The organism is Kitasatospora sp. NPDC058048 (assembly GCF_042885555.1).
Taxonomy (GTDB): Bacteria; Actinomycetota; Actinomycetes; order Streptomycetales; family Streptomycetaceae; genus Kitasatospora; species Kitasatospora lactacystinica.
On record NZ_JBHVRT010000010.1, the window covers coordinates 171,603 to 184,705 of the forward strand.

Below are 13,103 nucleotides of genomic sequence, written 5' to 3' on the forward strand. Positions count from 1 at the left end.
GCGCGGAGTCGGCCGCGACGGAGCGGAGGAGCGTGTCCGAGGCCGGCACCTCGGCCTGTTCGCAGCTGGTAGGGTGCGGCATCTGATTGGTCGCAAGCCCGGGGGGCCTGGTGCAGATCACTCTTCGTTTGGTGGACGCGCGCTCCGATGAGTTGGCCGCGCTGGAGAAGTGGCTCAAGTCCGAGCGTGATCTGCGTCGTGTGGTCATCCGGCGTGAACACGCGGCCACCCTTCCAGGTGACATGGGAGTGCTTGCGGACTGTCTGCGCTTTGCCATCGACGCGGGCCTGGTCGGGGTGCTGGCGCAGTCGGTGATCGACTACTGGCGGTCGAAGGCCGCCTCCCGTCCGGCCGAGGACAGGCCGATGCTGGTCATCGAACGCGTGGATGCTCCTGACGGCACGCGGACCATCACCATCGAGGCGCGTGACCCCGAAACTGCCGAGGCGGTGCTCCGCGAACTGCCGCGTTCTCTCGGCAGTTCATGAACGCCGAGCCGCCTGCTGGAGAGAAGTCACGCGCCGTCCTCATCTCGTCCCGCATTTTCACCGACAGTACGTTCGCCGAGCTCGAGGCGGTTGAGCGAACAGTCGAGAAGGTGAGTGAGCAACTGCGTGATCCTGCTGTGTGGGGGCTCAGGCTCGATCGCTGCCAGGAGATCTTGACGCACAAGAGCAACCCGGCCGAAATCCTCTCGGTCGTCCAGGCGGCGTCCCAGGCGGCGGAGGAGTGCTTCGTCCTCTACTTCGCGGGTCACGGTGTCGAAGAAGGCGGGCAACTCCTGTTGCCACTGACGCATTCCCGAGCCGACATGCCGAGCACCATGTTGGCGTTCGCCGACCTGATGAATGCAGTGGGCAGCGGGCCCGCACCGATCAAACTCGTACTTCTCGACTGCTGCCATGCCGGGCTGGCCATGGACGTCCTGCCCTTCGAGCAGCACGTTGCCGGAGAGGTACCCGAGGGCTGCTACGTCCTCGCCGCCTGCGAAGCCAACCGAACGGCAAAGTCACCCGAGGACAACGAGTTCACGGCTTTCGGCCAGGCCCTCATCACGTGCCTGGTGGCTGGTGGGCCACCCACTGAGCAGTTCTGGACACCGCGGCAACTCTTGGAGCATGTCGACAAGTGGCTCACCAGCCGTGGTTACCCGCGACCGGTCACCAACGACTCGCGGGTGGGTGAACTGCCCTGGGTGAGGAATCGGCGGTTCGTGAAGCCGTTCGAGGCGGCCGGCTATCAAGCGTCTGCGCCGGACAGTGACAGTGGGACGCCGGCGCAACCCGAGAAGATCCAGTACCTTGGCCCGGACCCGCTGCCGCTGCCGATCCCTTTCCTGGGGCGCGACGCATTGCTGGGTGAGGCGCGCCCAATGGTGCGCATGGGGCAGGTCCTTCCCGTGATGGGACGGGCGCAGGTGGGCAAGTCGGCGCTTCTCACCTCGCTTCTCGCCAAGGCCGACCTGCTGCCCGCGGGTTCCCTCCCGCCCGTGGTACTCGAGATCGAGCCCAGTGCGGCGGCTGAGAGCCCGCTGATGGAGGCGATCACCAGAGCGCTGCATCAGACGCTGGACGACAGCGAATTCATGGTTGCGGCCAAGCGTACGACCGACGGCCTTCTCGACCTCGTTCTGCCTCGTCAGGTCAAGGGCAGGAGTCTCATTCTCGTCATCAAGGCGTGTCGCATCGACTTGAATCGCCCGGAACTCCGTGAAGAGCTGGACGAGCTGCTGAGGCAGGAGGTATTCAAGCGCGCCGCGGTCATCGTGGAGACCACCGAGACTGTTGAGATCGACGGTGGAAGCCACCGGCCGAGGCCACTCGTCGTACCTGCGCTGGCCACATCGGACGCTCTCGCGTTGATCGGCGACTGGCTCGCCGACGAGAACCTCGTGACCGATGTCAACGGCCTGGATCTGGTGGGCTACGACGAGATAGTGCGTCGCCCCGGGGTCATCGAACGCGCCGTCCGCCTGGTCTGTCGAATTCACCGGAAGGACGATTACGACAGTTTCCTCGCGGGATTCGACGCCCGTTCCCGGGCGACGGTGGAGATTGGGCCTGAAGAGTTCGAAGAAGCTCTGATGGAGGCCGCAGAGCCGACCATCGCCAGCGTACTGGACAGGGCCTGGTCCACCGCGACAGGAATGGAACGCACCAAAGGCCAGGCCCTCCTCACCGTGTGGGGAGTCATCGACGAACTGCCACTCCCGGTAGTCGCGCTCCGGGGCATGGGGTTGCCGGACAGTGTGTTGCGGGTGCTTTTCAACGAAGGAATTCTCATCCCTTGGCGTCCCGCCGCCGACTTGGGACCTCCGACCGGGGATTCCCCCCGGCTGGAGGTCAGCCCGGTCAGTCGGGAGGCGCTCAGGAACGACCTCCTGCGTACGATCCGGTCCACCGCTGACATGGCGGCAGGCGCCGGCGGGGAGCGCCCGGGCGACGTTGTCGACCGGAACCTGATCGCTGCCGGGCGCCTGCTGGCCAACACGGTGCTGCCGAGCGGGGAGACGGAGGGGGAGTCGGAGGCAGTGCCCCGTGTGATCGAGGCACTGCGTCGGGCCGTGGGATGGATCGACCGCCATGTCCCGGATGCGCTGCCCGGGTTGCGCGCGCGACTCGGCCTCTACGTCAACGGCGACTCCGCGGACGCGGTCCTTCTGCCGGTGGCGCAGACGATCGGTTCTGTTCCGCTGACGGAGCCGGCGAACACCTCGCCGGAGACGGTCCCGCCGACTGGCGCGGAGAGTGAGCGATCGGCTGCCCAGAACGCTGTGACGGACGGTGCGGAACCCGGCAACGGCGCTGTGCGGCGATGGGAGTTGATCGACGAACTGTACGCGGCGGCGGGACGCCTCAACCTGGCCTCCCGGGCGTCGGTACAGGAGCCGGACGCAGCCGCGACCTTCCTGTCCGCGTTCGAGTACGCCGTATCGCTCTTGGAGGTGTGCGGTGAAGCCGCCCCGTGGCGTGTGCTTCGCTCTGTCGACCAGTGCGGCTTCCACGGGGCGCGCCGCCATCGCGCGCTTGCCCAGGTGGCCCCCGCCCGTGAACGGTTGACGCGACAGCTGGCGGCCCTCCGCGAAGGTCCCGCCAACGTCTCGCTGAACCGTCTGCTGTGGTCGACGTCCTGGATCCTGAACACGGCTGCTGCCCAGATTTCGGCAGACGTCAGCGCCGGTGCCTCCGGCAGTCTCGAGCTGGCGGAGCAACTGCTCGAGGTCTTTCCCCTGGCGCAGGAATCGCGGGCCCGCCAGACCCGGAACTGGTTCCTCTACAGGTTGGCAGGACTTCGCCGTGCGACGGCGACGACGGCGGACGAGCGACGGGCAGCGGTGCGTTCCGCCTATGAACTCGCGAACGAGAACGCCCGTTTGGCAAGCGTGGTCCCGGAGCGTCAGCAGCAGTGGACACACAACCTGCTGGCCAGCGGGTACATGTACGCACAGGAGACAAGGGGGGACGGAGAGCGGCTGGAGCTGGCCCAGGAGACGCTGTCGGCACTTGAGGAGGCGTGGGGCTCCAGGGACGACTGGCCAGTGCCACTGGTGGTCGAGGCGGCCGGATTCCTGCGCAGGGTCCACGAGCGGCACGCGGACCTGGAGTTGCAGTACGCGGGTGCCCGGGAGGTTCTCGCTCTACTGAACGGCCGGGCCGGAAGCCCTGCCGATCGGGAGGGGCCCAGCGCCAGCATGCCGGTGGACCACATGGTCGAACTGGCCGAGGCCAACGCGTTCCTGGCCTATGTCTACCGTGAGCGCAACGATCACCCGTCGGCCCGGCACAGCCTCCAACAAGGTGTACGCATGGCCCGGATCGCCGTGCGGTCCTTCCCCAGCGGACGTACCTACATGACGTGGCTCCGGCTGCTCCGCACGAAGCAGGCCTGGTCCGGGGGCGGTCGTGGACGGACGCTGCTTCCGGAGCACGCCAAGGCCGTCGAAGAGGTTCGCCGGTGGCTCGACAGTGGCGAGGAGGTCCGGGCCGGGAATCAGTCATTGGCCCTGCTGCACTTGTGGTGCCTGGACAGCGATTGGCAGCGGGAAGGGACCCTGGTGGTCGCGGCGCAGGCCGTACCCGTGCACAACACGGGCTGGGACACCGGCCGTTCCTTGCAGCAGGTGCGAGCCGACCAGGTTCACCGCGGACGCTGGAACACGCTGCTGGCGCATGAGCGGGTGTACGGTCCGACCTGGGCGCTGTACGAGGCCCGCATCAGGATCACTCGTGAGTATCAACGCTGGACCGCGATCTACAGCAGGCGCCCGCAGGAGGTCGATCACGGACCGGTCTGGGAACTGCTGGACAGGGCCGGGCAGTTGTTTCCGCGGAACCTGGACGTCATGAGGTCCCGTGCGTCCTACCACCGATACATCTGGGAGTACGGCGAGGCGGCTCGACTTCACGCCGAGGCGGCTCGCCAGGAGCTGGACGGGGACCGTTGGCGTCGTGGTCTGATCGAGGCGTCCGAGTGTCTGCTGAGACAGGCGATCTATGAAAAGGGGATCTCCTCCGCGGCGCGGGAGTCGGCCTTGTGCTCGGCTTCGGACTACCTGCAGGAGGTTTCCGAACTCCACACACAGGCCCCCCGCGTGTCGCTGCTGTCCGCTCGGATCGCCCTCGAGTTGGGCAGGACGGTGGACTGGGACCTGGCCGACTCCAAGTTTGCCGAGCTGATCGGTGACGACTACGTCGGCAACGTGGGGCGCTACCTCAATGAACGTCGGGATCGGACGGCCGCCGACATCGACATCGACAGCGGCCCCGCGGCGGACTCCGTTGAATGGGAGCATGCAGCAGCGCCCCATGAGGCACTCGTGGTGGATGATCTCCTTGAAGAGCACTTCACCGACGTTGAAGTCCTGATGTCTCTGGGGAGTCTCTATCTGCGGCGTTCCATCGTGAACGCAGAGCAGGATCCGGAAGCAGCCCGGTCCAGCGCCTGGCGCGCCTACAACTGCTTCGACGGACGCAGGGTCATGGAAGCAGCCGTCACCGGTCAGGAGAAGGTCGACACTGCCTTCATGCGCGGTCAGACCATTGCATGGGCGGCCGAACTCGCCGGCTCCACGGACCCCTTTCCCCGGGACAGCGGATGGCAGCGCGGGTGGCTGGATCTCGCGGAGTCCCGATTGCAGTCTGCCCGCAGTCGAAGTGCGGGCGGCTTCCACGAGTTGGTCTGCACGTGGGACAGCCGGTTGCGGGCGCTGAAAGCCGGGCTGAGGGGAAAGTGACGCACTGTCACCGGTTGAGTGCCGGTGCTGAGTGGTTCGTCCGCAAGAACGGACCGTGCCGCACTGCCGAAGGCCCGGGCCGGATTGGATCCGGTCCGGGCCTTTTGGTGTGCGCCGGCGGGTGGGGTCACTGGTCGAGGTAGGTGAGGGCGGCCAGGATGCGGCGGTTGTCGGTGGTGGTCGGGGGGAGGCCGAGCTTGGTGAAGATGTTGGTGATGTGCTTGGCGACGGCCTTCTCGGTGATGAAGAGGGCCTGGGCGATGCCGGCGTTGGAGCGGCCCTGGGCGAGGGATTCGAGGACGTCGCGTTCGCGGGTGGAGAGGGTGGCGAGGGCGGTGTCGCGGTCCTTGGCGGCCAGGAGCCGGGTGACGACCTCGGGGTCCATGGCGGTGCCGCCGGCGGCGACGCGGCGGATGGCGTCGAGGAACTGGGCGCCGTTGGTGATGCGGTCCTTCAGCAGGTAGCCGATGCCGCGGCCGCCGGTGGTGAGGAGTTCGCGGGCGTAGAGGGGTTCGACGTACTGGGAGAGCAGCAGGACGGGGAGGCCGGGGGTGGTGCGGCGGGCGGTGAGGGCGGCGCGCAGGCCCTCGTCGGTGAAGGTCGGCGGCAGCCGGACGTCGACGATCGAGACGTCCGGCCGCTGCTCGGTGAGGGCCCGGAGGAGGTCCGGGCCGTTGTCCACGGCGGCCGCCACCTCGTGGCCGTGGGCCTGGAGGAGGCGGATCAGGCCGTCCCTCAGGAGGAAGTGGTCTTCGGCGAGGACAATGCGCAAGGAAGCTCCATGGTCACCGTGGTCGGGCCGTCGGGGGGACTGCTGACGGAGACGACCCCGTCGAAGGTGGCGAGCCGTCGTTCGACGCCGCGCAGCCCGGTGCCCCGGCGGGCGTCCGCGCCGCCGCGCCCGTTGTCGGAGACGGTGATGCGCAGCACGCCGCGATCGTAGCGGAGTTCGATTCCGGCGCGGCCGGCGTCGGAGTGCTTGACGACGTTGGTGAGGAGCTCCGAGACCGCGAAGTAGGCGGCGGACTCGACGGGCATCTCGGGGCGGCCGGGCAGGTCCGCCGAGACCTCGGTGGGGACCGGGCAGACCATGGCCAACGCCCGTACCGCGTCGGTGAGTCCGCGGTCGGCGAGGACCGGCGGGTGGATGCCGCGGACCAGGTCGCGGAGCTCCTCCAGGGCCTTGGCCGAGGACTGGCGGGCCTCGACCAGCAGGGCGCGGACGGCCTGCGGGTCGCTCTCCAGGAGATGTTCGGCGGCGTCCAGGGTCATGCCCATCGCGACCAGCCGGGCCTGGGCGCCGTCGTGCAGGTCGCGCTCGATCCTGCGGATCTCGGCCATCCGGGTGTCGACGGCGGTGCTGCGGGTGGCGGTCAGGTGGGCGATCCGGCCGGCCAGCAGCTCCTGCTCGCCCGGGGCGAGCATCGAGTGGACGTGGCGGGCGTGCCGGTGGACGGTGCGGGGCGCGAGCCAGAGCGCGAACGGGAGGTGGAGCAGGCCGAGGACCCCGGCGAGGACGGCGGTGACGGTGCCCTCGATCGGGATGAACTCGAACCAGAGGCCGTCCCATTCGGCGGACAGCGGGACGCCGAAGAAGGCCAGGAAGACGCCCCAGAGGCCGGCGAGCAGGGCGGAGATCGGCAGGAAGGCCAGCACGCTGCCGAGGAACGGCTCGGCGAGGACCCAGCGGAACTCGCGGCGGGTCTGCGGGTCGCCCGTGATCCAGCGGTAGCGGGCGAATGCGCCGGAGGCGCCCTCGGGCACCGGGGGCAGCGGGCCGGTCGGCACGGGGAAGCGGATGCCGGACCAGTCGGTGGCCAGGGCGCGTTGACGGTCGGTCAGCGCGCGCACCCGGGCCATGGCCCGCGGGACCAGTCCGAGGCCCGGGCCGGCGAGGGAGAGCGCGCCGGTGACACCGAGGGAGTGGACGAGGGCGACGCAGGAGAGCCGGGTGAGGGTCAGGCTCCGGCGGAGGGCGGTGAGCCCGGCCGGTACGGAGAACCCGGCCGGTACGGCGGATCCGGCGGGTACGGAAGAGTCGGCCGGTACGGCGGATCCGGCGGGTTCGGAGAGCCCGGTGGGCTCGGCCGGTGCCGGGCTCTGTGCGGGTCGCGTCGTGCTGTCCATGGATGTGGTCCCCTCCCGGTGGTGCTGTCGCACGGCCCGGTCGTACCGGCCGTGAGGCCATTCTGGCGACGGCGGGAGGGTGTTGTCGGTGGGAGAAACTCCCCCTTCGGCCCTGCGGGATATCTGCCGAACGGCAGATGGCAGGAGTCCTCGGATCGGCCAGGCTTGCGAGCGTGTTCACGGGCCCCGGGGGACGGGCCCGGAACGGTGCATCCGATCACAGCCGCAAGGAGGATGAGGTGGAGCGACGTGCGAGATCCGGATACGGGACGGTCGTTCTCGTGGTGGCCGCGCTGGTGTCGCTCGCTGGTTGTGCCGACGCCATGGACGCCGCGCCCGAGGACAGGACCTTCGAGTTCGCCGGCAGGAGCCTGGACGTGAAGTCGCACGGTGCGCCGGCCGACCTGGTCGCGGTCGACCGCGAGGACGTCAAGGTCACCCGCTGGTTCGACACGAGCGGGAGGATCGGCAGCGCCGAGGAGTCCTGGGCGCTCGAGGACGGGGTGCTCGAACTCAGGGCGGGGTGCTCGGGGCTGGCCAATTGCGACACGAAGTACCGGGTCGAGGTGCCCCGGGGGGTCGTGGTGCTGCGGGACGGGCGTGGGACGGAGCTCAAGGGGTGAGGACGGAGAGCGTGCTCGAACTGGTGGATGTCACCAAGGTCTACAAGGGCGGAAAGCGGGCCGTCGACGGCATCACGATGCGGCTCGGTCCGGGAATGGTGGGGCTGTTGGGGCCGAACGGCGCCGGGAAGTCCTCGTTGATGCGCATCGTGTCGACGGTCACCCGGCCCACCGGCGGCCAGGTCCGTTACCGGGGTGCCGACGTGGTGGCCGAGCCGGACCGGCTGCGCCGGGAACTCGGCTACCTGCCGCAGGACTTCGGGGTCTACCCGAACCTGACGTCACGGGAGTTCCTGTCCTACCTGGCGGCCGCCAAGGGGATCGGCGCCCGCTCGGCCCGGGCCCGGATCGACGAGCTGATCCAGCTGGTCAACCTGACCGAGGCGGTCAAGCGCCCGCTCGGCGCGTACTCGGGCGGCATGCTCCGCCGGGTCGGCATCGCGCAGGCGCTGCTGGCCGACCCCCGGGTGATCGTGGTCGACGAGCCGACCGCCGGCCTGGACCCGGAGGAGCGGGTGCGCCTGCGCAACCTGCTCAGCGAGCTCGCGGCGGACCGGGTGGTGATGCTGTCGACCCACATCGTCTCCGACGTGGAGTCGGTCGCCTCCGACATCGCGGTGGTCGCCCGGGGGCGGCTGCTGCGCCGGGGCGCGCCGGACGAACTGCTCCGGGAGGTCGACGGGCGGGTGTGGGAGGCGGTGGTCGATCCGGCCGACCTCCTGGAGGTGCAGGCCCGCCACGTGGTCAGCCGGATGGTGCGGACCGGGAGCGGCGTGCGGCTGCGCATGCTCGCCGCCGAGCCGCCGCGGCCCGACGCGGTCCCGGTGCCGCCCGACCTGGAGGACGCCTACCTGGACGTCATCCACCGGCCGGGGGAGCGGGACGGGGCCGAGCCGCGGGCGGTGCGGCGGTGACCGGGTCGGTGCTCGCCGGGCTGGTGGTCGGCGACTTCCGCGACCGGGTGCGCCGGCCGGTGTACGCGGTGACGCTGCTCGCCGCGGTCGGGCTCGGCCACCTGGCCGTACCGGACGCGGGCGGCCACTGGACGATCATGGACGTGGGCGGGAACCGGGGCGTCTACAACAGCGCCTACGTCGGTGCGGTCACCGCCCTGGCCGGCGCCCTCTGGCTCACCTTCGGCGGCTTCTACGTGGTGCGCAGCGGCATCGCGCGGGACGAGACGACCGGGGTCGGACAGATCCTCGCCGCCACCCCGCTGCGCACCTCCCGGTACCTCCTGGCCAAGTTCCTGAGCAACCTGCTGGTGCTCGCCTCCATGGTCGGCGTGCTGGCCGTCACCGCGCTGCTGATGCAGCTCGCCCGCGGTGAGGACCGCGCGGTCGACCCGGCAGCCCTGGCGGAGCCGTTCCTGCTGCTCTCGCTGCCCCTGATGGCCGTCACCGCGGCGGCGGCGCTCCTGTTCGAGACGGTGCCGCTGCTGCGGGGCGGCTTCGGCAACGTCGTCTGGTTCGTGCTGGCCATGGTGCTCGCGATCGGCGGGCAGTCGGCCTCCGCGCCGCTGGACGGCCTCGGTGTGCACCGGATCGCGCGGTCGATGGGCGCGGCGCTGGAGGCCCAGCACGGGACGGCCGACCCGGGCGGGTTCAGCCTCGGCCTGACCAAGGTCGACAGGCCGCTGGGCACCTTCCGCTGGGACGGGTTCGACCCGTCCTCCGGGTTCCTCCTCGGCCGGCTGGCGCTGGTGCTGGCGGCGTTCGCCGTGGCGGCGCTGCCGGCGCTGTGGTTCGGCAGGTTCGATCCCGCACGCGGGTCCGGCGGGGCGGCCGCGCTGCGGGAGCCGGCCGCGCTGCGGGAGCCGGCCGAGGTTCCGACGGCCGCCGGGGCGGCGGGCCGGCTGTCCGGGCCCGACGGGACGGATCTCGCGGGCCGGCTGTCCGGGTCCGACGGGGCGGATCTCGCGGGCCGGCTGTCCGGGCTCCACGGGACGGAGCCCGCGGGGGCGCGCCGGACGACCGCGCGGGGTGCCCTGCCACGGACCGAACCGCGGCGGGCCGGGGCGTTCGGCCGGCTGCTGGCGGGTGAGGTCCGCATCCTGGTGCAGGGCGTCTCCCGGTGGTGGTGGCTGGTCGCGGCCGGGCTGACGGCGGCCGGGTTCGTGCTGCCGACGGACGTCGTCACCGGCCTGCTCCTGCCGCTGGTGTGGCTGTGGCCGGTCCTGATCTGGTCCCGGCTCGGCAGCCGGCAGGTGGAGAACGGTCTGGAGGTGCTGCTGGGCGCCTACCCGTCGGCCCGGCGCCGGCTGCTCGCCGAATGGGCGTCCGGGCTGGTGCTCACGGCGGTGACGGGCGCCGCCCCGCTGATACGCATGCTGGTGGCGGGCGACGGCGCGGGGACGGCCGGCTGGCTCGGCGGCGCGCTGTTCGTCCCGTCGCTGGCCATGGCGCTCGGGGTGGTGAGCCGGAGCCACCGGCTCTTCCAGGCGGTCTACCTGCCGCTCTGGTGGGTGCTGGTCAACAATGTCGCCGCCGTCGACTTCATGGGGGCCGTGCGCGTCGACGGCAGTCCGGCCGGTCCGGGCCCGCTGCTGGTCGGGGCGCTGTCCGCGGCGATGCTCGCGGTGGTGTTCCTGGTCGGGGCGGCCCGTCGGAACGTCAAGGGCTGAGGCCCGGGCCGGGGCACGGGCCCGGGGCGGAGGCCGGGGCCGGGTCGGACGCCGTGCGAAGCCGGGAGCCCGGCCCGTCGGCGGACGGACCGGGCTCCCCTCGCGCTTCGGGTCGCACCTCGGGGGCGCTGCTCCGCTACTCGTCGTCGCCGAGGTCGCCCGCGAGGTCGCCCGCGAGGTCGCCGTCCGGGGTGCCGCTGATCGCGTAGCCCTGCCGGCGCGCCTCGTAGCAGGCCACCGTGGCGGCCGCCGAGACGTTCAGCGAGCCGACCCGGCCCAGCTGCGGCACGAACACCACCTGGTCGCACAGGGCAAGCGCCTCGGGCGTGATCCCGCGGTCCTCGTGCCCGAGCACGAAGGCCACCGCAGGGGTCAGCTCCGCGGCGAACATCGGCACCGCCTCGTCCGCCAGCTCCAGACCGACGACCTTGAAGCCGTCCGCCTTGGCCGCCGCGACGGCCTCGGCGACGGTCGGGAAGTGCTCCACCTTCAGGTACTTGTCGGTGCCCATCGCGGCCTTCTGCGCGCCGGACGAGCGCACCGACGGGGTGTCCCCGGCCAGGTACAGCTTCTCGGCGCCCATCGCCGCGCCGGTGCGGACCACCGAGCCGACGTTGAACGGCGACTGGAGGTTCTCCAGGATCATCGCGAGCCGGAACTCGTTGCTGCGCCGCCAGGTGCGGTGCAGACGCTTCAGTTCGGTCCCGCGCAGCTGCTTCACGTCGTCGTACCTCGTCCGCTCTCGGAGCCCTCGCCCACCTCGGGGCGGGGCCGCGCTTCCAGAATCCGGGACCCGTTGACCGACGCGACCCGAGTGGTCGGGTAGCCCTGCTCGTTCAGCCACTTCTGGAGCGAGTCCGAGCCCAGGTGCTTCTGCACCACCAGGAACGCCGAGCCGTCCGGGGTCAGCCGGTCGAGCCAGTGCGTGAGCAGGCGGCGCAGCGCGGCCTTGCCGATCCGGATCGGAGGGTTGGAGTAGATGGTGGCGAAGCGGACGTCCTCGGGGACGTCGTCGGGCAGGGCCGCCCGGACGTTGCCGAGTCCCAGCGCCTCGGCGTTCAGCCGGACCAGCTCCAGGGCACGCTCGTTGACGTCCACCGCCCAGACCGGGAGGCGCTTGCGGCGGCTCGCCCAGGTCAGGGCGATCGGGCCGTAGCCGCAGCCGATGTCCAGGATCGGGCCGCGCACCCGCGGCTGCGGGGCGTGCTCCAGCAGGATCCGGGTGCACGGGTCGAGTCGGCTGCGGGAGAACACCCCGGTGTCGGTGGTCAGTTCCAGGGTGAGGTCCGGCAGGGAGACCGTGATCGGCCGGCGGTCGCTGGCCACCTCGGGTGCACCGGTGAAGTAGTGCGAGCCGGACATGATTTCCCCGTCGTTCGTATGGGCCTCGGGGCCACCGGGTGGGTGTGGGTTAGCCCTTTGTACGGCACCGATCGTACCCCCGGTGGTGCGGACGGCGGTGCGGACGGCGTTCAGGCCGGCGGTGCGGACGGCGCCCCGGACAGCGGTGCGGTCACGCGGCGCCGGGGGTCTTGCGGGTGGCCACGTTGATGCGGTTCCAGGCGTTGATGGTGAAGCAGACCGAGATCAGCTGCGCCAGCTCGGCCTCCGCGAAGTGCGCGGCGGCCCGGGCGTACACCGCGTCCGAGACGCCGCCGTGGATCCGGGTGATCTCCTCGGCCAGCGCCAGGGCGGCCCGCTCGCGCTCGCTGTAGACCCCGGCCGGGGCCTCCTGCCAGACCGGCAGCAGGTAGATCCGCTCGTCGGTCTCGCCGGCCTTGCGGGCGTCCTTGACGTGCATGTCCAGGCAGTACGCGCAGCCGTTCAGCTGGGAGGTGCGCACCTGGACGAGTTCGACCAGGGCCGGGTCCAGGCCCTCGCGGGCGGCGGCGTCCAGGGCGATCATCGCGCGGAACACCTTGGGCGCGGTGCGGGCGTGGTCGAGGCGGGCGGGGGCCTCGGCGGCGTCGGTGGTTGGGGTGGTCAGGGCGCTCTCGTTCGTCGTCATGGCTATGACCCTAGGGGCGGAATGAACCCGTTCCCTGGGCCATTCAGGGCTCTGTTCCATGGGTCAATCCGGCGGGTCGGCAAGGGGTTCGCGGCAGTCCCGGCAACACGCCGGAGCGGCGTCGGCACTTCGCGTCCCGGCGCCGGGCGGCGGATACTGCCAGTACGCCAGCCGGGCCCGTGAAGGCCTCCGAACAGTGAGGACGGATGCCATGCCGCAGGAACAGCACGAGGAATACCTGATCGAGGAGACCGCCGAGACCGTCGAGACCGACGAGAAGGCACCCGAGGGCGACACCTACGACGAGGTGGCCGAACGCCGGGCTCTCGGCGCTGACCCGGCGACCAACGTCGCGGACGTCGTGGAACAGACCCGGCCGGTCCGGCACGACGAGGAGGAGTACCGGGAGTAGCCGACGGGGCGGCGACGGGACCGGCTGCGGGCCCGCAGCCCCCCGCCCCGCCCCGCCCCGGGCCGCCGCCCCGCCCC

11 protein-coding genes are annotated in these 13,103 nt (G+C 71.0%); 6 read left to right on the top strand and 5 right to left on the bottom strand.

What is annotated here, in order from left to right; all coding sequences use genetic code 11:
* Positions 1-131 precede the first annotated feature (131 nt).
* Both ACFVVA_RS13835 and ACFVVA_RS13840 read left to right on the top strand, forming a co-directional pair.
* Positions 132-488, top strand: a complete 357-nt coding sequence (locus ACFVVA_RS13835) for a hypothetical protein (protein ID WP_387688994.1) — start codon at positions 132-134, stop codon at positions 486-488.
* On the top strand, positions 485-5,233 hold the full coding sequence (locus ACFVVA_RS13840; RefSeq protein ID WP_387688996.1) for a caspase family protein: 4,749 nt from the start codon (positions 485-487) through the stop codon (positions 5,231-5,233). The genes ACFVVA_RS13835 and ACFVVA_RS13840 overlap by 4 nt, the downstream gene beginning before the upstream one ends.
* A 127-nt stretch (positions 5,234-5,360) precedes the next feature.
* On the opposite strand, the gene ACFVVA_RS13845 is transcribed toward ACFVVA_RS13840, so the two are convergent.
* Together ACFVVA_RS13845 and ACFVVA_RS13850 are read right to left on the bottom strand one after the other, a co-directional pair.
* Positions 5,361-6,005: a response regulator transcription factor gene (locus tag ACFVVA_RS13845; RefSeq protein ID WP_359902074.1), complete on the bottom strand. Its 645-nt coding sequence runs from the start codon at positions 6,003-6,005 to the stop codon at positions 5,361-5,363.
* Positions 5,969-7,360, bottom strand: coding sequence for a sensor histidine kinase (locus ACFVVA_RS13850; RefSeq protein ID WP_387688998.1), 1,392 nt, complete (start codon positions 7,358-7,360; stop codon positions 5,969-5,971). The genes ACFVVA_RS13845 and ACFVVA_RS13850 overlap by 37 nt, the downstream gene beginning before the upstream one ends.
* 239 nt (positions 7,361-7,599) lie before the next feature.
* On the opposite strand from ACFVVA_RS13850, the gene ACFVVA_RS13855 reads away from it, so the two are divergent.
* Genes ACFVVA_RS13855 through ACFVVA_RS13865 form a run of 3 tightly spaced genes read left to right on the top strand, consistent with a single transcriptional unit; the run spans position 7,600 to position 10,606 of the window.
* Complete coding sequence (locus ACFVVA_RS13855) at positions 7,600-7,983, top strand: hypothetical protein (protein ID WP_387689000.1); 384 nt, start codon at positions 7,600-7,602, stop codon at positions 7,981-7,983.
* An 11-nt stretch (positions 7,984-7,994) separates the two neighbouring features.
* Entirely contained in the window at positions 7,995-8,897 is a 903-nt protein-coding gene (locus tag ACFVVA_RS13860; RefSeq protein ID WP_387689157.1) for an ABC transporter ATP-binding protein, read from the top strand.
* Positions 8,894-10,606 (top strand): ABC transporter permease, encoded by a 1,713-nt coding sequence (locus ACFVVA_RS13865; protein ID WP_387689002.1) that lies wholly within the window; start codon positions 8,894-8,896, stop codon positions 10,604-10,606. The genes ACFVVA_RS13860 and ACFVVA_RS13865 overlap by 4 nt, the downstream gene beginning before the upstream one ends.
* A 136-nt stretch (positions 10,607-10,742) precedes the next feature.
* Here ACFVVA_RS13865 and ACFVVA_RS13870 read toward each other — a convergent pair whose 3' ends face one another.
* From ACFVVA_RS13870 to ACFVVA_RS13880, 3 genes are all read right to left on the bottom strand, one after another.
* The gene (locus ACFVVA_RS13870) at positions 10,743-11,327 is read right to left on the bottom strand and encodes a TrmH family RNA methyltransferase (protein ID WP_387689004.1); all 585 of its coding nucleotides are present in this window, start codon (positions 11,325-11,327) and stop codon (positions 10,743-10,745) included.
* A complete protein-coding gene (locus ACFVVA_RS13875; RefSeq protein ID WP_359902088.1) occupies positions 11,324-11,968 on the bottom strand; it encodes a methyltransferase in 645 nt (214 codons plus the stop codon). Before ACFVVA_RS13875 ends, ACFVVA_RS13870 begins: the two co-directional genes overlap by 4 nt.
* Positions 11,969-12,119: 151 nt before the next feature.
* Positions 12,120-12,614: a carboxymuconolactone decarboxylase family protein gene (locus ACFVVA_RS13880; RefSeq protein ID WP_387689006.1), complete on the bottom strand. Its 495-nt coding sequence runs from the start codon at positions 12,612-12,614 to the stop codon at positions 12,120-12,122.
* Positions 12,615-12,825: 211 nt separating this feature from the next.
* Here ACFVVA_RS13880 and ACFVVA_RS13885 point away from each other — a divergent pair, with 211 nt between their 5' ends.
* Positions 12,826-13,026 (top strand): hypothetical protein, encoded by a 201-nt coding sequence (locus ACFVVA_RS13885; protein WP_380541579.1) that lies wholly within the window; start codon positions 12,826-12,828, stop codon positions 13,024-13,026.
* The last annotated feature ends 77 nt before the right edge of the window (positions 13,027-13,103 follow it).